This is a genomic window from Nonomuraea roseola (assembly GCF_039535395.1).
Taxonomy (GTDB): domain Bacteria; phylum Actinomycetota; class Actinomycetes; order Streptosporangiales; family Streptosporangiaceae; genus Nonomuraea; species Nonomuraea roseola.
In genome coordinates this window covers 2899880-2915337 of record NZ_BAAAXC010000015.1, presented here as the reverse complement: position 1 = coordinate 2915337, position 15458 = coordinate 2899880, and the positions used below count along the sequence as shown (strand labels likewise).

23 protein-coding genes and 1 tRNA gene are annotated in these 15458 nt (G+C 68.6%); 16 read left to right on the top strand and 8 right to left on the bottom strand.

The features are described from left to right. Nucleotides 1-39 precede the first annotated feature (39 nt). Nucleotides 40-1044 (bottom strand): SIS domain-containing protein, encoded by a 1005-nt coding sequence (locus tag ABFX55_RS37165; RefSeq protein WP_346127658.1) that lies wholly within the window; start codon nucleotides 1042-1044, stop codon nucleotides 40-42. A 229-nt stretch (nucleotides 1045-1273) separates the two neighbouring features. Here ABFX55_RS37165 and ABFX55_RS37160 point away from each other — a divergent pair, with 229 nt between their 5' ends. From ABFX55_RS37160 to ABFX55_RS37140, 5 genes are read left to right on the top strand one after another with little or no spacing between them, the layout of a single operon-like run. Continuing rightward, on the top strand, nucleotides 1274-2581 hold the full coding sequence (locus ABFX55_RS37160) for an ABC transporter substrate-binding protein (RefSeq protein WP_183653331.1): 1308 nt from the start codon (nucleotides 1274-1276) through the stop codon (nucleotides 2579-2581). A 4-nt stretch (nucleotides 2582-2585) separates the two neighbouring features. Further along, a complete protein-coding gene (locus tag ABFX55_RS37155; protein ID WP_346127656.1) occupies nucleotides 2586-3473 on the top strand; it encodes a carbohydrate ABC transporter permease in 888 nt (295 codons plus the stop codon). A 20-nt stretch (nucleotides 3474-3493) separates the two neighbouring features. After that, a complete protein-coding gene (locus ABFX55_RS37150; RefSeq protein WP_312895739.1) occupies nucleotides 3494-4303 on the top strand; it encodes a carbohydrate ABC transporter permease in 810 nt (269 codons plus the stop codon). An 11-nt stretch (nucleotides 4304-4314) separates the two neighbouring features. Beyond that, complete coding sequence (locus ABFX55_RS37145; protein ID WP_346127654.1) at nucleotides 4315-5151, top strand: sugar phosphate isomerase/epimerase family protein; 837 nt, start codon at nucleotides 4315-4317, stop codon at nucleotides 5149-5151. 42 nt (nucleotides 5152-5193) lie between these two features. Continuing rightward, on the top strand, nucleotides 5194-6177 hold the full coding sequence (locus tag ABFX55_RS37140) for an aldo/keto reductase (protein ID WP_346127653.1): 984 nt from the start codon (nucleotides 5194-5196) through the stop codon (nucleotides 6175-6177). A 4-nt stretch (nucleotides 6178-6181) separates the two neighbouring features. Here ABFX55_RS37140 and ABFX55_RS37135 read toward each other — a convergent pair whose 3' ends face one another. Next, nucleotides 6182-6778, bottom strand: a complete 597-nt coding sequence (locus ABFX55_RS37135) for a LysE family translocator (RefSeq protein ID WP_346131372.1) — start codon at nucleotides 6776-6778, stop codon at nucleotides 6182-6184. Between the two features lie 102 nt (nucleotides 6779-6880). On the opposite strand from ABFX55_RS37135, the gene ypfJ (ABFX55_RS37130) reads away from it, so the two are divergent. The 11 genes from ypfJ (ABFX55_RS37130) to ABFX55_RS37080 all read left to right on the top strand — a co-directional run bounded on the left by ypfJ (ABFX55_RS37130) (nucleotide 6881) and on the right by ABFX55_RS37080 (nucleotide 12088). After that, a complete protein-coding gene (gene ypfJ / locus ABFX55_RS37130) occupies nucleotides 6881-7834 on the top strand; it encodes a KPN_02809 family neutral zinc metallopeptidase (RefSeq protein WP_346127651.1) in 954 nt (317 codons plus the stop codon). Between the two features lie 33 nt (nucleotides 7835-7867). After that, the gene (gene ypfJ / locus ABFX55_RS37125) at nucleotides 7868-8719 is read left to right on the top strand and encodes a KPN_02809 family neutral zinc metallopeptidase (protein WP_346127649.1); all 852 of its coding nucleotides are present in this window, start codon (nucleotides 7868-7870) and stop codon (nucleotides 8717-8719) included. A gap of 58 nt (nucleotides 8720-8777) precedes the next feature. Further along, nucleotides 8778-9074, top strand: a complete 297-nt coding sequence (locus tag ABFX55_RS37120; RefSeq protein ID WP_183653309.1) for a type II toxin-antitoxin system VapB family antitoxin — start codon at nucleotides 8778-8780, stop codon at nucleotides 9072-9074. A gap of 79 nt (nucleotides 9075-9153) precedes the next feature. Further along, nucleotides 9154-9432 carry a helix-turn-helix domain-containing protein gene (locus ABFX55_RS37115; protein WP_346127647.1) on the top strand — a complete coding sequence of 93 codons (279 nt, stop codon included), beginning with the start codon at nucleotides 9154-9156 and terminating at the stop codon, nucleotides 9430-9432. Further along, nucleotides 9411-10019, top strand: a complete 609-nt coding sequence (locus tag ABFX55_RS37110; RefSeq protein ID WP_346127645.1) for a phage major capsid protein — start codon at nucleotides 9411-9413, stop codon at nucleotides 10017-10019. Before ABFX55_RS37115 ends, ABFX55_RS37110 begins: the two co-directional genes overlap by 22 nt. Before the next feature lie 82 nt (nucleotides 10020-10101). Beyond that, nucleotides 10102-10410 carry a hypothetical protein gene (locus tag ABFX55_RS37105; protein ID WP_346127644.1) on the top strand — a complete coding sequence of 103 codons (309 nt, stop codon included), beginning with the start codon at nucleotides 10102-10104 and terminating at the stop codon, nucleotides 10408-10410. A gap of 6 nt (nucleotides 10411-10416) precedes the next feature. Continuing rightward, nucleotides 10417-10965: a head-tail connector protein gene (locus ABFX55_RS37100; RefSeq protein ID WP_346127642.1), complete on the top strand. Its 549-nt coding sequence runs from the start codon at nucleotides 10417-10419 to the stop codon at nucleotides 10963-10965. Nucleotides 10966-10967: 2 nt separating this feature from the next. Next, nucleotides 10968-11171, top strand: a complete 204-nt coding sequence (locus ABFX55_RS37095) for a hypothetical protein (RefSeq protein WP_346127640.1) — start codon at nucleotides 10968-10970, stop codon at nucleotides 11169-11171. Then, nucleotides 11104-11493 carry a phage tail tube protein gene (locus ABFX55_RS37090; protein WP_346131371.1) on the top strand — a complete coding sequence of 130 codons (390 nt, stop codon included), beginning with the start codon at nucleotides 11104-11106 and terminating at the stop codon, nucleotides 11491-11493. Before ABFX55_RS37095 ends, ABFX55_RS37090 begins: the two co-directional genes overlap by 68 nt. 60 nt (nucleotides 11494-11553) lie before the next feature. Beyond that, nucleotides 11554-11739, top strand: a complete 186-nt coding sequence (locus ABFX55_RS37085; protein WP_346127638.1) for a hypothetical protein — start codon at nucleotides 11554-11556, stop codon at nucleotides 11737-11739. 88 nt (nucleotides 11740-11827) lie between these two features. Further along, nucleotides 11828-12088: a hypothetical protein gene (locus tag ABFX55_RS37080; protein WP_346127637.1), complete on the top strand. Its 261-nt coding sequence runs from the start codon at nucleotides 11828-11830 to the stop codon at nucleotides 12086-12088. 84 nt (nucleotides 12089-12172) lie between these two features. Here ABFX55_RS37080 and ABFX55_RS37075 read toward each other — a convergent pair whose 3' ends face one another. The 6 genes from ABFX55_RS37075 to ABFX55_RS37050 all read right to left on the bottom strand — a co-directional run bounded on the left by ABFX55_RS37075 (nucleotide 12173) and on the right by ABFX55_RS37050 (nucleotide 15418). After that, a complete protein-coding gene (locus ABFX55_RS37075; protein WP_346127635.1) occupies nucleotides 12173-12577 on the bottom strand; it encodes a hypothetical protein in 405 nt (134 codons plus the stop codon). Nucleotides 12578-12727: 150 nt separating this feature from the next. Beyond that, the gene (locus ABFX55_RS37070) at nucleotides 12728-13597 is read right to left on the bottom strand and encodes a hypothetical protein (protein WP_346127633.1); all 870 of its coding nucleotides are present in this window, start codon (nucleotides 13595-13597) and stop codon (nucleotides 12728-12730) included. A gap of 155 nt (nucleotides 13598-13752) precedes the next feature. Next, a tRNA-Ser gene (locus ABFX55_RS37065) sits at nucleotides 13753-13842 on the bottom strand. Between the two features lie 10 nt (nucleotides 13843-13852). After that, nucleotides 13853-14293, bottom strand: a complete 441-nt coding sequence (gene tadA / locus ABFX55_RS37060; RefSeq protein WP_346131369.1) for a tRNA adenosine(34) deaminase TadA — start codon at nucleotides 14291-14293, stop codon at nucleotides 13853-13855. Between the two features lie 119 nt (nucleotides 14294-14412). Beyond that, nucleotides 14413-14892 (bottom strand): tRNA adenosine deaminase-associated protein, encoded by a 480-nt coding sequence (locus ABFX55_RS37055; RefSeq protein WP_346127631.1) that lies wholly within the window; start codon nucleotides 14890-14892, stop codon nucleotides 14413-14415. A 16-nt stretch (nucleotides 14893-14908) separates the two neighbouring features. Continuing rightward, entirely contained in the window at nucleotides 14909-15418 is a 510-nt protein-coding gene (locus tag ABFX55_RS37050) for a tRNA adenosine deaminase-associated protein (protein WP_346127629.1), read from the bottom strand. Nucleotides 15419-15458 lie beyond the last annotated feature (40 nt).

Below are 15458 nucleotides of genomic sequence, written 5' to 3'. Positions count from 1 at the left end.
CGGGTGCAGCCCGCCCGCCACGGCCCCTGAAGGAAAGGCTCAGTACTCCATGACCCGGTAGTAGCGGCGCAGGTCGAGCGAGTGGTCGCGGACGCGCTCCAGGTGCTTGCTGACCCTGCTCAGCACGGTGTCGAGCACCAGCGGAGCGAGCAGGCCGCGGAACTCGGGGCTGATGCCCTCGAGCGGGTAGTCGCGCGTGTCGAAGACGGTGACGTCCTCCGAGACGCGCTTGGCGAAGGCCTCCACCCTGTCGGTGAGGGGACGCGTCTCGTCCTCACCCTGGAAGATGATCACGCTGGTGTCCTTCTCGATCAGCTCGAGCGAGCCGTGGAAGAACTCCGCGCTGTGCACCCTGGTGGTACGCAGCCACTGCATCTCCTCGAGGATGCACATCGAGTAGAGGTAGGTGAATCCCCAAAGGTTTCCGCCGCCGACGAGGAAGTGGTAGTCGGAGTCCTTGTGGGCCTCGGCGAAGGCGGCGGCCACGGGCTCGGCCTGCTTGGCCACCTCGACCAGGACGCCGGGGATGCCCGCGAGCTCGTCGGCGAGCTTCTCGTAGCCGTCGAACTCGCCCCTGCGGGCGAGCAGCCGTCCCATGAACAGCAGCATCTGCATGTCGAAGGGCCACGTCTTGGGCTCGGAGATGAGAGCCACGTCGACGCTCTTGGCGATGGGCGAGTCGGCGTAGCCGGTGAAGCCGACGGTGTAGGCGCCCCTGGCCTTGCAGTACTCGATGGCGCGGATGCTGTCGTCGGTCGTGCCCGAGACCGAGGTGAAGATCACCACGGAGCGCTCGCCCAGGGTGACGTCACCCGAGACGATCAGCTCCGCCGCGATGGCGGACCGCACGGGAAGGCTCGAGGCGCGCCTGGCGAGGTGCTCGTACGGCCACATCTGGGCGTAGGTGCCGCCCGCGCCGACGAGGAAGAGATTGTCGAACCCCTCGTCCACGAGGCGGTCGACGAGCTCCTCGATCTGGGGCCGCAGGGCCACCGCGCTCGCCGTCTGTGAGAGGAATTCGGGCTCGTTGAATCCGAGCATCATCGCGTCCTTTCGAGAGTGTGCGGCCAACCTGAGACCGGTATCACGCGGGGCTCACGCTGACACAGAGAAACCGGTGACGTCAATACAGCAGTTCAGAGCCCCAATAGTAAAGATCTTGGATTGGAGTCTGGTACCGGTATCAGTTCCTCTGTACAGTCAGCCCTCACCAAGCGGATCTGAGGTGCCACTGCACCGGCGGTCCCCTCTCCCCCCGAGAGAAAGGAAGCCCATGCGCCCACTGACGACGTTCGCGGCACTGCTCGGAACGCTCGCCCTCACCGGCTGTGCCGGTGGCTCGGGCGAGGCTCCCGCAGCCGACGTCACGGCGAAGCCGGAGTTCTCCGGCACGCTCAGCATCCTCACGAAGTTCGCCGGCGACCCGTTGAGCCCGTACTTCGAGAAGCTGGCGGCGGCCTACGAGAAGAAGCATCCGGGGGTGAAGATCGAGCTCATCCAGGAGACGGACCAGAGCATCAAGGACAAGTCGAAGACGCTGACCGCCTCCGACGCGCTGCCTGACATCTACTTCACCTGGACGGGCAACTGGGCGGAGAACTACGTCCGCGGCGGTCGCGCGGCCGACCTCACCAAGGTGATCGGCCCTGACACCGAGTGGGGCAAGACCTTCAGCAAGGCCTCCCTGTCGGCCTTCGCCTACGACGGCCGCTACTACGGGATCCCGCTCTACAACAACGGCAAGTTCATGGGCTACAACAAGGCCGCCTTCACCAAGGCGGGCGTCAAGCCGCCCACCACCTTCGAGGAGCTCATCAGCAGCTGCGCCACCCTGCGCAAGGCCGGCTACGAGCCCATCGCCTTCGGCAACAAGGACGGCTGGCCCGCGCTGCACTACCTCCAGCAGCTGTTCGCCTACAACGTGCCGAGCGCCACCCTGCGCGCCGACTTCCACCCCTCGACGGCCAAGCTCGCCGACCCCGGCTACGTCACCGCGCTCAAGCAGTTCAAGACGCTGGTCGACACGTGCACCGACACGGGCAGCGGCACCAACGGCGTGCTCTACACCTCGGCCCAGGAGGCCTTCTCCAACGGCAAGGCCGCCATGTACTACCAGGAGATCCTGGAGTTCGACAGCGCGACGGCCGGCCGCGGGATCACCCCCGAGGACTTCGGCATCTTCCCGCTGCCGGTCCCCGCGGGCGCCGCAGGCAACCCCAAGGTGATCGAAGGGGCGCCGGAGGGCTACCTGGTCAACGCCAAGTCACCGCGCGCCGCGCTCGCCGTCGACTTCATGAAGTTCGTCACCGAGCAGGAGAACGCGAAGACGCTCTCCTCGCCCCCGTACGGCCAGCCCAGCACGGTCGTCGGCGCCGTCACCCCCGAGACCTCGAGCAAGGCCGTCTTCGAGGGCATCGAACTGGTCAACAAGGCGCCCGAGCTGGCCAGCTGGCTGGACATGGTCACGGTGCCCGAGGTGGCCGACGCGTGGCTGGCCGGCGGTGAGGCTCTCATCAGCGGCGGCAAGAAGCCGGAGCAGGTGCTCGAGAGCGTCCGCCAGGCCTCAGAGTCTGCCAAGTAGTCCGGTGCGCGCCATCGTCCAGCGGACGCTCGGGCTCGCGTGGGTCCTCCCCGCCCTCGTGCTCGTCGGGGTGTTCGTCTACCTGCCGCTCGTGCAGAACATCGGGTTCAGCACGCTCAAGTGGGACATCTACAGCGGGGACCAGGAGTACGTCGGGCTCGACAACTACACCAAGCTCCTCGACGACCCGATCTTCTGGTCCTCGTTCGGGAACAACCTGCTCTACGCGGTGATCTCGATCGTCTTCCAGGTGTTCGGCGCGCTGCTGCTGGCCGCGCTCATCGAGAGCATCCGCAGCGACCGGTGGCGGCGCAGCCTCAGGGCCATCTACTTCATCCCCTCGGCGATCTCGCTGACGGTCGCGGGCCTGCTCTTCTACTTCATGTACGAGCCGAACCTCGGCCCGCTCAACCACGCCTTCCAGGCGGTGGGGCTCGGGCTGTTCGACCAGTCGTGGCTGGGCCAGGAGAGCACCGCGATGTTCGCGATCATCGGGATGAGCCAGTGGCAGGGCTTCGGGTACTCCACCCTGCTGTTCGCCGTCGCGATCCAGCGCATCCCCTCCGAGCTGTACGGCGCCGCCGCCATCGACGGCACCGGGCCGATCCGCCGTTTCATCCACGTCACCGTCCCGCTGGTGCGCGAGATGACCGGGCTCATGACGATGGTCACCATCTCGGGGGCGTTCCAGGTGTTCAACGAGGTCATGGTCATGACCAGCGGAGGGCCGAACAACTCGACGCAGGTCATGGGCACGTGGCTCTACCGCAGCGGGTTCGTCCGCAACAACTTCGGCTACGCCGCGGCGATCGCGACGCTGATCTTCGTGATCACGCTCGGCATCGCCATGGCGCAGCTGTGGGTCACCCGCAGACGAAGGGTGGAATGGTGAAGCGCCTGAGCTTTCTCGGCGTGATCGCACGCGTGTTCATGTGGGCCTTCCTGCTGGGTCTCGCGGTGATCGTGCTCTATCCGCTGCTGTGGATGGTGCTCAACGGGTTCAAGACCAATGCCGAGCTGTTCGGCAACCCGTTCGCCCTCCCCGTCGACTGGAGCTTCACCAACTACCAGAAGGCGTGGAACAGAGGGGTGAGCGACTACCTCACCACCAGCGTGCTCGTCACGGTGACCTCGACGATCGTCACGGTCTTCGTCAGCGCGTGGGCCGCCTACGGCCTCACCAGGGTCACCATCCCCTTCAACAAGGCGATCACCGCGCTGATCCTCGGCGGGCTCATGCTCGCCCCGACCGTGGCGCTCGTCCCCCTGGTGAAGATGTTCCAGGCGATGGGGCTGTACAACAGCTTCTGGGCGCTGCTCATCCTGTACACCGCCTTCCGCGTGCCGTTCACCACGTTCCTCATCCGCGCCTACATGATCGACCTTCCGCGCGAGGTCGACGAGGCCGCGGAGATGGACGGCGCGGGCCGGTGGACGGCCTTCTGGCGGATCATCCTGCCCATGAGCAAGCCGATCATCACCTCGACGGTCCTGCTGCACGTCCTGTTCGCCTGGAACGAGTATCTCTTCGCGATGGTGTTCACCAGCGGCAGCGGCGTGCAGACTCTTCCCGTGGGCCTGACCAGCCTGATGAGCAAGCACGGCACCGACTACCCCGTCGTCTTCGCCGGCATGGTGATCGCGGCCGTCCCTGTCGTGCTGCTCTTCTTCTTCGGCCAGCGTTACATCGTCAAAGGCCTCTCTGACGGCATCGGCAAGTAACGGAGCTCCCCATGACCCTCACACTCCAGCAGCTCACCGGCTCGAACTTCGCCTACCAGCAGCTGCCGTTCGAGCGCTTCCTCGACGACGCCGCCGCTCTGGGGCGCGAGAGGCTGGAGCTGTGGGGCATCGCGCCGCAGTTCCACATCCCGCAGGTGAGCGACGCCGAGGCGCGGGCCGTGCGCCGGAGCGCGCAGGCGCGCGGGCTGAGCGTGCACTGCCTCACGCCCGAGCAGGTGATGTACCCGGTCAACGTGGCCTCGCCCGTCACCTGGCTGCGCGCGGCGAGCATCGCCATGTTCCGCCGCGCCGCCGAACTGGCCGCGGAGCTCGGCGCGGAGCTGCTGCTGCTGACCCCTGGCCGCGGCTTCGAGGACGAGCCGCTGGAGGCGGCATGGCGCCGCTCCGTCGACGCGGTCGGCGAGATCGCCGCCTACGCCGAGACCCTCGGGGTGGCCTGCGTGCTCGAACCGCTGCAGCGCGTGGAGTCGAACCTCGTCAACGACTCGCGAACGCTCGCCAGGATGCTCGACGAGATCGGCTCGTCGAACGTCGGCGCCGTCCTCGACACCGTGGGCATGGCGGTGGCGGGTGAGAGCGTCGACGACTACTTCGACTCCCTCGGCGACAGGGTGCGCCACGTGCACCTCGTCGACGGCAGTCCCGCTGGCCACCTGGCGTGGGGCGACGGCGAGCTGCCGCTCGCCGAGTACCTGACCGCGCTGGAGCGCAGGGGGTACGGCGGGCGCATGACCTTCGAGCTGTTCGGCGACGGCACCTACGCCTTCGACCCCAGGCCCGTGGTGGAGCGCTGCCTGTCGGCGGTGACGTCGGCACTGCCGAGGTAGGCCGATTGGACAGCCGACGGCCCCGCCTCCGATGCTGAGGACATGGAACAGCGGATCATCGGCAGGACCGGCCAGCGGGTGTCGGTCGTCGGGCTGGGCACGTGGCAGCTCGGCGCTGACTGGGGCGAGGTGGAGGAGAAGGACGCGCTGGCCGTCCTCGACGCGGCCGTCGAGGCGGGTGTGACCTTCTTCGACACCGCCGACGTGTACGGCGACGGCCGCAGCGAGCAGCTGATCGGCGCCTACCTGCGCGAGCGCCCCGACGCGGGCGTCACGGTCGCCACCAAGATGGGCCGCAGGGTGGCGCTCGACCCCGCTCTCTACACCCTCGACAACTTCCGCGCCTGGACCGACAGGTCCCGCGCGAACCTGGGCGTGGACCGTCTCGACCTGGTGCAGCTGCACTGCCCGCCCACGCAGGTCCACTCCTCCGACGCGGTCTTCGACGCGCTGGACACGCTCGTCGATGAGGGCAGGATCGCCGCCTACGGGGTGAGCGTGGAGACCTGCGACGAGGCGCTGACCGCGATCGCCCGGCAGGGGACGGCCAGCGTGCAGATCATCTTCAACGCCTTCAGGCTCAAGCCGCTCGAGCGGGTGCTGCCCGCCGCCGCCGAGGCGGGGGTGGGGATCATCGCCCGCGTGCCCCTGGCCTCGGGGCTGCTGTCGGGCAAGTACACCAAGGACACCGTCTTCCCCGCCGACGACCACCGCACGTACAACCGGCACGGCGAGTCGTTCGACCAGGGCGAGACGTTCTCGGGCGTGGACTTCGCGACCGGTGTCGAGGCGGCCGTGGAGTTCGCCGCGCTGGCTCCCGAGGGCGCCACGCCCGCGCAGGCGGCGCTGCGCTGGATCATCCAGCAGCCAGGCGTGACCACGGTCATCCCAGGGGCCCGCTCTCCCGAGCAGGCCAGGGCCAACGCGGCGGCCGCGGCGCTGGCCCCGCTACCCGAGGCGACGCTGCGGGCCGTACGGGAGATCTACGACGGCAGGATCCGCGCGCAGGCGCACCACCGCTGGTAGCCGCTCACGCCGCGACGGCGCGGGAGCGGTCGGTGGCCAGGTGGATCGCCATGCCGCCGAGCACGGTGCCCATGAAGTAGCGCTGCATCCGCAGCCACAGCGGGCGGGCGGCGAGGAAGGCCGCCAGGCTGCCCGCGGTGATGGCGATCAGGCCGTTGATCGTGGTGGCGACGACGATCTGCACCGATCCGAGCGCGAGGCTCTGCAGCAGGACGCTTCCCGCCGCGGGATCGATGAACTGCGGCAGCAGCGAGAGGTAGAGAATCGCGATCTTGGGGTTGAGCAGGCACGTGAGCAGCCCCATGGAGAAGAGCCTGCGGTTCGAGGCGTGCTCGAGCTCACGCGCCTCGAACACCGATCCGCCGCCGGGCCTGAGCGCCTTCCACGCCAGCCACCCGAGGTAGACCGCGCCCGCCAGCTTCAGCGCGGTGTAGGCCGTGGGCACGAGGGCGAAGATCGCCGTCAGCCCGAGACAGGTGGCGGTCAGGTAGATGGTGAACCCGAGGACGACGCCCGTGAGCGAGACGAGCCCTGCGCGTCGCCCCTGCGCGATCGACCGCGAAATCAGATAAATCATGTTCGGGCCCGGCGTGAGCACCATGCCGAGAGATACCAGTGTGATTCCGATAAGCCCGCCCGTCATATGCCCACCATAGTCCGATTACGGAGAGTATCTGATCTATTACTAGGGAAGGGCACTGGCATGCAGTTCGACGACGACGCCAAGCTCGACCCTTCACAGGTGGAGGACGTCAGGGCTTCGGGCCCGAGGGCGGGTGGAGGCGGGGGCGGCCGCGGAATGATGCCGGGAGGGTGCGTGCTGCCCGTCGGCGGGAAGGGCGGCGGCTGCCTGCTCCTTCTGGTGGGTGTGGCCGCGCTGTTCCTCTTCCAGATCGTGCCGACGAACTTCAGCGGCGACGAGCCGCAGAGCCCCGCCCCGTCCGCGTCGAGGGCCGAACCGCAGGGCTCGCCGAGCGGCAACCTGGCCTCTCGCTGCCGGACGGGCGCGGACGCCGACCAGTCGGAGGACTGCCGCATCGTCGGCACCGTCAACAGCATCCAGGCCTACTGGAAGCAGGCCTTCACCGGCAGGGGCCGCACGTCGTACACCCCCGCCAAGACCGTGCTGTTCTCCAGGGCCGTCAACACCGCCTGTGGGGCGGCCGACTCCTCCGTCGGCCCGTTCTACTGCCCGAGAGACCAGAAGGTGTATCTCGACCTGACCTTCTTCGACACCCTGCAGCGCGACTTCGGCGCGAAGGGCGGGCCCTTCGCGCAGGCCTACGTCATCGCCCACGAGTACGGTCACCACGTCCAGAACCTGCTCGGCACCATGAACAGGGTCGGCAACGACCGGCAGGGAGCCACCAGCGGAGCCGTACGCCTGGAGCTGCAGGCCGACTGCTACGCGGGGGTCTGGGCCGGCAACGCCGTGCGCACGGGGTTCTACACCCAGCCCTTCACCCAGGCCGACATCGACGAGGCGCTCAGCGCGGCCGCGGCCGTCGGGGACGACAGCATCCAGCGCCGCTCCCAGGGCAGGGTCGTGCCCGACGCCTTCACCCACGGCACCTCAGAGCAGCGGGAGAAGTGGTTCAGCGTCGGCTACAAGAGCGGCGACCCGGCCCGCTGCGACACCTTCACCGGAGGGATCTGACTGATTCGCGGTCTGGAGGGCAGATGCCAGGCCATGGATTTCCGAGACGAGGCCCAGCTCGACTCCTCACAGGTCGAGCAGCGCGGCGGCCGCGGCCTCCCCGGTGGCGGACTGGCCATCGGTGGCGGCATCACCGGCATCATCGCGCTCATCGCGGCCGTGATATTCGGGGTGAACCCCGGCAACATCACTGGCGGCGATCCAGCCGGATTACAGCCCACCTCCAACCTGTCCGAGCAGTGCAGGACAGGGGCGGACGCCGACCAGTCCGAAGAGTGCAGGGTCGTCGGCGTGGTCAACAGCATCCAGGACTACTGGGGGAACATCGACGGCTACCAGCAGGCCAAGACGATCCTGTTCACCCAGGCCGTCAACACCGGCTGCGGCGCCGCCGACTCCTCCGTCGGGCCCTTCTACTGCCCGAGCGACCGGCAGGTCTACCTCGACCTGACCTTCTTCGACACCCTGCAGCGCGACTTCGGCGCCAAGGGCGGCCCCTTCGCGCAGGCTTACGTCATCGCCCACGAGTACGGTCACCACGTCCAGAACCTGACAGGCCAGATGGAGCGCGTGGGCCAGGATCGTCAGGGTCCCGACAGCGGCGCGGTGAAGCTGGAGCTGCAGGCCGACTGTTACGCCGGGGTCTGGGCCAAGCACGCCGTGGACACCGGGTTCTACGAGAAGGCGTTCACCCAGGCCGAGATCCAGCAGGCGCTGGACGCCGCGGCCGCCGTCGGGGACGACCGGATCCAGGAGCGCAGCCAGGGCAGGGTCGACCCGGAGGCGTTCACGCACGGAACTTCCGAACAACGCGTCACGTGGTTCGGAAACGGCTATCAGAGCGGCGATCCGGCCGAATGCGACACCTTCAAGAAGGGCATCTGAGCTGCGATGGGAGCGCTGAGTAACGCAGGGATGCGAATTCTCTTCTAAAATCGATGGGGTGATCTTCAAGTTGGTCGGCGACGGACGCCCCTATCCCGAACACGGTCTGAGCAATCGCGAGTGGGCTCAGATCCCGCCGAGGCAGGTCCGGCTCGACTCGCTGGTCACCACCAAGGCCATGCTCGACCTGCACTCCCTGCTCGCCGCCGACTCCACCTTCTACGGCGACCTGTTCCCGCACGTCGTGCAGTGGCGAGGCGAGCTCTACCTGGAGGACGGCCTGCACCGCGCCCTGCGCGCCGCGCTCCACCAGCGCTCCATCCTGCACGCCAGGGTGCTGGAGCTGCCCTCCTGACCTCAGGATGCGACATGCCCAGAAACGACACGATCCCGCCCGATCGAGATGATCGGACGGGATCAGTTGCCTGGCGGTGGTGCCTCTCAGGCTGCTGCGCCTCGGCCGCGTCCTCCTCCGACTGCGCGAGGAGCGAGGCCTGACCGGCGACCAGGTGTGCGCCAGAACGGGCTGGAGCCCGAGCACCTTGAGCCGCCTGGAGCGTGGCAAGACTGTCCACGTGCTCCCGGGAGACATCCACGTCCTGCTGAACATCTACGCGGCCGAGCAGAGCGTGCGCGACGAGTGCATCAAGCTCGCCATCTCAGCTCGCGCAAGGCCCTACTGGGCAACCTGGTGCAGCTGTCCAGCGAGCTGACCACCGACACCGGCGTGGACCTGCTCGGCTACCTCGCCCGGGCGGCCGGTAGGGCGATCGGCAACGCCTTCGGCGCTCACCTGGTCACGGGAACCGGCACCAACCAGCCCTCTGGTGTGGCGGTCGTGGCGACCACCGGCAAGACCGGCGGTGCCGGGGTGGCCGGCGCGTTCACCGCTGACGACCTGATCGACCTGTTCTTCAGCGTGATCGAGCCCTACCGGATGAGCCCCTCCTGCAGCTGGATGCTGCGCGACGCCTCCATCGCGGCCGCCCGCAAGCTGAAGGACGGACAGGGCCAGTACATCTGGCAGCCCGGCCTGGTCGCCGGCGCCCCGGACACCATCTTGGGCAAGCCGGTCCGCTCCGACCCGAACGTCGCCGCGATCGGTACTGGCGCCAAGAGCGTGCTGTTCGGCGACTTCGGCGCCTACTTCGTCCGCATGGTCAACGGCATCCGCTTCGAGCGGTCCGACGACTACGCCTTCAACACCGACATGGTGACCTTCCGCGCCCTGCTGCGCGGGGACGGCCTGCTCGCCGACCAGACCGGCGCCATCAAGGCCTTCGTCGGCGGCGCGGCCTGACCGGCAGTTCCCCACCTCGGCCGCTTCGCGTTCGACGCGGAGCGGCCGAGGCTCCTCCCCTGAATAGAAGGAAAGGGCAGTCATGCGCGTACAGATGTTGATCACCATGTCCGGCACCCGCGACGGTGTCGAGTGGCCCGCACGGGGTGGGTACATCGACCTGTCGGAGACCGAGGCGCACACTCTGATCTCGATGGGCGCCGCGCAAGCCGCCGACGAGGACGACGAGGTCCTCGAGGCCGACGCCGACACGGCGCAGGACAGTGAGCGCGAGCAGGCAGGCGACCGGCCGCTGGTGGAGGCGGCGGCCGTCGACCACGACCAGGCGGAGACCGCCGACGCGCCAGCCAAGCCGACGGCCAAGCGCGGCCGCCCCACCAGGCAGGCCTGACCAGCCATGCCGATCGTGTCCCTGGCCAAGGCCAAGGAGCACCTCAACATCGACGTCGCCGACTACGACGCCGAGCTGACCGGCTACCTCGGAGCGGCCACCGAGGTCGTCGAGCACTACGTCGGCGCTGTCGAGCCTCGGTCCCTGACCGAGCGCTACTCCGGCGCCGGTACGGCCGAGCTCATCCTGCGTCATCCGCCCGTCCAAGCCGTCACCGCGGTGGTGGAGAACGGCACCGCGCTGGCGGCCGCCGACTACTCCCTCAGCGACTCTGGCGTGCTGGTGCGGATGGCGGGCCATCGGCCGCGCGTGTGGCCGTACGGCAGGAACAACATCACCGTCGACTGCACCGCGGGCCGCGCGAACGTGCTCGACAACTACGTGCTCGCCGGGTTGATCATCATCGGGCATCTGTGGGAGACCCAGCGCGGATCTGGCGGCAGCCCGCTGCCCGGCGGCAGCAACGACAACATGCTGTTCACCCCCAACTTCAGCTTCGCCATCCCGCGCCGCGCGGTGGAGCTGCTGCAGACCTCCCGCATCCCTGGAGTGTGACCATGGCGACCTCCCGTGTGCCGGAGATCATCGACAACCTGCTCGCCGCCCTGGCTGCCGCCCCGCCGCTGGCCCACCCGGTCAGGGTGTACGACGGACCGCTGATCAGCGGCGAGCAACCCGCCGACTCAGTGTTCGCTGCAGGCGGGCCTGAAGTACAAGCGCGCCAGCCGAGTCACCAAGAGCCGCGTCACCGCCGGCGGTGACATCGAGCTGCCGATCGCCACGCGCGGCATGGGCCTGCTGTTCAAGCACATGCTCGGCTCCACCGGCGTCCCCACTGTGATCGCCTCCACCACCGCCTACCGAACGGTGCACATCCCCGTCGGCAAGCTCGGGCTCGGTCTCACCATCCAGGTCGGCCGCCCCGAGGCGGCGACCGGGCTCGTGAGACCGTTTACCTTCCGCGGCTGCAAGATCACCGAGTGGGAGTTCAGCCTCTCCGACAACGACGTCGCCAACCTCAAGCTGAGCGTCGACGCGATGGACGAATCCACCGTGACGGCGCTGGCCGCGGCCAGCTACTAGCGGCAGGCCGCGGCTGACCTGTCCGGCAGCAAGGCGACGGTCGACGACGGCCAGGCGCCGGTGCACGTCATCCAGATGCGCGGCGACTTCGTCGGCCACATGGCCACCGCGCCGAAGGGCGCACCCACGCCGCGCGGCAACACCATCACGCTGACCATCGACGCCGCCACCGGCGAGGTCACCGACTGGAGCCTCGGCAACCAGAGCCGAGACCTGACCAAGCTCGGCGCCGTCAAGAGCCTGTAGGCGGCGGCCAGCGTTCATGGCCCAGCCGTACCAGCCCGGATCTGCTCATAGGCCCGGGCTTCGTCGTTCCTACAGAAAGGCAGCAGCCATGAAGATCGAGACCAAGCGGTCCCTACGGACCGCGCTCCAGACCGCCACCGGCTTCGCCGTCGCGCTCCCCGCCATCGTCGGCGCCGCCGGCATCCCCGAGACCCTGCCATGGGTCGCGGGTGGCCTGGCCGTCGCCGGCGGCTTCGCCCGCGTGATGGCACTGCCCAGCGTCCAGGCGCTCCTGCCCAGCTGGCTGCGCACCACCGAAGAGCCGCCCGCCGAGCCCACCTCTGAGCCGCCGTACCCGTACAGCGGCTGAACTCGACAGGCATTACCTCACGGCGCCTCCGTCCACCTTCGGGTGGCGGAGGCGCCTTTTTGTGTTACGTAAGGAACGAGACGTTTACCTCCTGGCAGCCCGAATACCGGCCACGAGCGCGGCGATGAGGATTCCGAGGATGAGCAGGACCAGCGGGACGGGCGCCAGCAGGAGCAGCAGAACCAGAATCACCACCGCGGCGACCCTCTGGGGCACGGTGGCTCCGGACCACGCGCCCTTGGCACCCGCCCACACGGGGTTCTTGCCCTGCAGATGGGCCTTGCCAGCTTCGTAGGCGGCTCGCTCGAACGGCCCCCGGGATGCCATCGTGCGCTCGAGGTCGCGGAGCCACTCGCCCACCTGGCGCGACAGCTTAGCGGCCCCGTACGTCAGGAGCTCCTCGATCAGGTTCCCGAGCGCCTGTGACAGTTCGGGCGGTGAGACCGGGACGTCTTCCCGTGCTTCGGCCGCGATGCTCGATGTGCTCATGTCGGCCCCTCCTACGTCAAAGATTACCTCTCCCGATGCGGGAGCGGCTGAGTGGCCGGGACGCGAAGAGGGCATTCCATGGCCTGAAGGCTGTCAACAGGCGGTCCTGGCCAGCAACATTTCCCGCCAGCTCTTCCGCTGGCGGAATGCTCACAGGGCGCGGGTGGCTCCAATCCCGCCAGCCCACATGACCCGGGCCACGGTGAGCAGCCGCCGGGTGGTGTCGACGTCGCAGGGGCGCAGCGCGGTGATCTCGCCGAAGCGTAGGCCGGTGCCGAAGGCGAGGGTGACCATGTCGCCGGCGAGCTGGTCGACGGCGTAGGCGCAGGCGATCCACTCGGGGATCTCGTGGCCGGTGGGCACGTTGTCGAGGGTGACCGTGCGGCCCTGCTGGGAGGGCAGTCGGACCCACGCCGAGGGGTTCACCTCGAGCAGGCCGGAGCGGGTGGCGTAGGCGAGCGTGGGCGCGATGACGCCGCCGTGGATGTTGATGATGGTCTTGGACGCGAAGGGGACCAGCTGGCCGCGCACGGGGCGGCGGCGCTGTTCCATCCAGGTGACCCAGGCCTGGATGACGTCGGTGGTGACCTCGGTGATGGGCAGGCCGCCGAGCGGGCCGACCCGCCGCTCGGCACCGTCGAGCCCGGCGGGCACGGTGACAACGGCGCCGCGCACGTGGCGGTCGAACAGGCGGCGGTAGTTGGTCAGCTGGCACGGCTCGGCCCGGTGGTTGGGCTGGGCGAGGTAGTACTCGAGGACCTGGCCGAAGCTCGGGATCTCGGCGGGCAGCTGGGGCTCGGGCTCGGCTGGTGCGGGGGCCAGGCCGCGGCAGCCCTTCGGGTATCCCTCGGGACGCCGCTCCCCCGCCGCTACGACGAGGGCCTTGAATCGCTTGGCGATGGTCTTGCTGTCGCAGGTCTCGCTGTCTCGGGCGCCGCCGCGGCGGCCGCCGGTGACCCAGGTGACCCGGTAGGTGAGGTGACCCTTCGCGGACTTGCGTGGAGGCTCGATCGAAGCCATTTCGTGATCCTTCCGTGTTGGAAGGCGAGCGACCACCGCCACCGGGAGACCGCATTTTCTATATCATCCGGAGTCCCGTTCCCCAACGGTTCCCCAATGATCTTGATATGCGAAGAGCCCCTGAACTGTCTTACCAGGTCAGAGGCTCTTTTTAGTGGCGGTGGTGGTGGGATTTGAACCCACGGATGAGTTGCCCCATCACACGCTTTCGAGGCGTGCGCCCTCGGCCACTAGGCGACACCACCGCGGACGAGCTTACCGGATTCTCCGAGTAGCGAAGAACTTCTTGAGCGCGGAGGAGCACTCCTCCTCCAGAACGCCGAGGATCACCTCGGGCCGATGGTTGAGCCGGCGGTCGCGTACGACGTCCCACAGCGACCCGACCGCGCCGCCCTTGGCGTCGACGGCCCCGAAGACGATGCGGTCCACTCGCGACAGTACGGCGGCCCCCGCGCACATCGTGCACGGCTCCAGGGTGACCACGAGGGTGCAGCCGCTCAGCCGCCATGCGCCCAGCGAGGCGGCGGCGCCGCGCAGCGCCAGCACCTCGGCGTGCGCGGTGGGGTCGCGGCTGGACTCCCTGTCGTTGCCGGCTCGCGCGAGCACGTCCGCGGGCCGAGGTCCCACCACCACCGCGCCCACGGGGACCTCTCCTCGCTGACCCGCCAGCTCGGCCTGCTCCAGCGCGAGGCGCATGGCGCCCTCCCACGGGCTCGGGCTCACCGCGGGCTCACCCACGGCCACGCGCTCTCACGGCAGGCCCCACAGGCTCGTCGGAGGCCGCATGGCGGGTTCACCGCAGGCTCATCGCGGGCTCATCGCAGGCGGTCGAGCTCGTCGGCGAAGGCGAGCCTCTCGGCGATGATCGAGAGGATGTCGGCGGGCAGCACGCCCTCCTCCATGCTCAGCTCGAGCAGCTCCTCCTTGCTGACGCCGAAGTCCTGCAGCAGCTCGAAGTCACCGGCGGGCCGTACGCCGAGGTCGGTGCTCTCCTTGTCGGGCGCGACGCCGGCGAACTCGGCGAACAGCTCGCCCACCTGACCGTTCACGCCCGCCTGCGCGTCGGACAGGAAGACCCTCGGCTCCTCGTCGCCCCTGTAGCGGGCGATGGCGAACCATTCGTCCTCGACCTCGACGCACAGCAGCGCGAGCTCGTCGCCGACCAGCCCCAGACTCTCCTGGACGGCGTCGCCGAGGTCGTCGACGATCTCCGCGGCGCTCAGGTCGACCTCCGCGCCGCTCCACCCTTCGGGTGTCCTGACGAACGCGGCCGAGAAGATGGCGCTGGAGGGCATGCCGGTGCTCCCGAGATCAGCCGAAGACCGAGTCGATCGCGCGCTCGAACGGCTCGGAGAAGCCGAGCCGCGCGGCGATGCTGGACAGCACGTCCTCGGGGTGAAGGTCGATGTCACCGGAGAGGATGCCCAGCTCCATCTCGTCCAATCCGAGGTCCACGAAGATCGACAAATCGCCCGCGGGCAGGACGGTGTCCTCGTCCTGGAGAATCTCGTCGAGCTCGTCCTCGTCGGGGACCGGGACGTCGAGATACTCAAGGGCCTGCTGCGCCAGCGGGTAGTCCCACGAGGCGGCGATGTCGGACAGGAACACGTCCACCCGATCGCCCAGCACGCGCAGCGCCACGAAGAACTCGTCGCCGACGGCCACCAGGCCGATGGTCCCGCTCTCGCTCGGCTGCTGCTTCAACGCGTGGATCAACCCGTGGAGATCGGAGGTGAGCGCGACGGGAAGCAGCTCGGCGTCCCAGCACTCGTCCTCTCGATAGACCACGATGGCGAAGTCGAGCGCATCTTCGTCTGTCATCGTCCACCCCACCCGACGTGGCCTCTACGACCTTCAATGC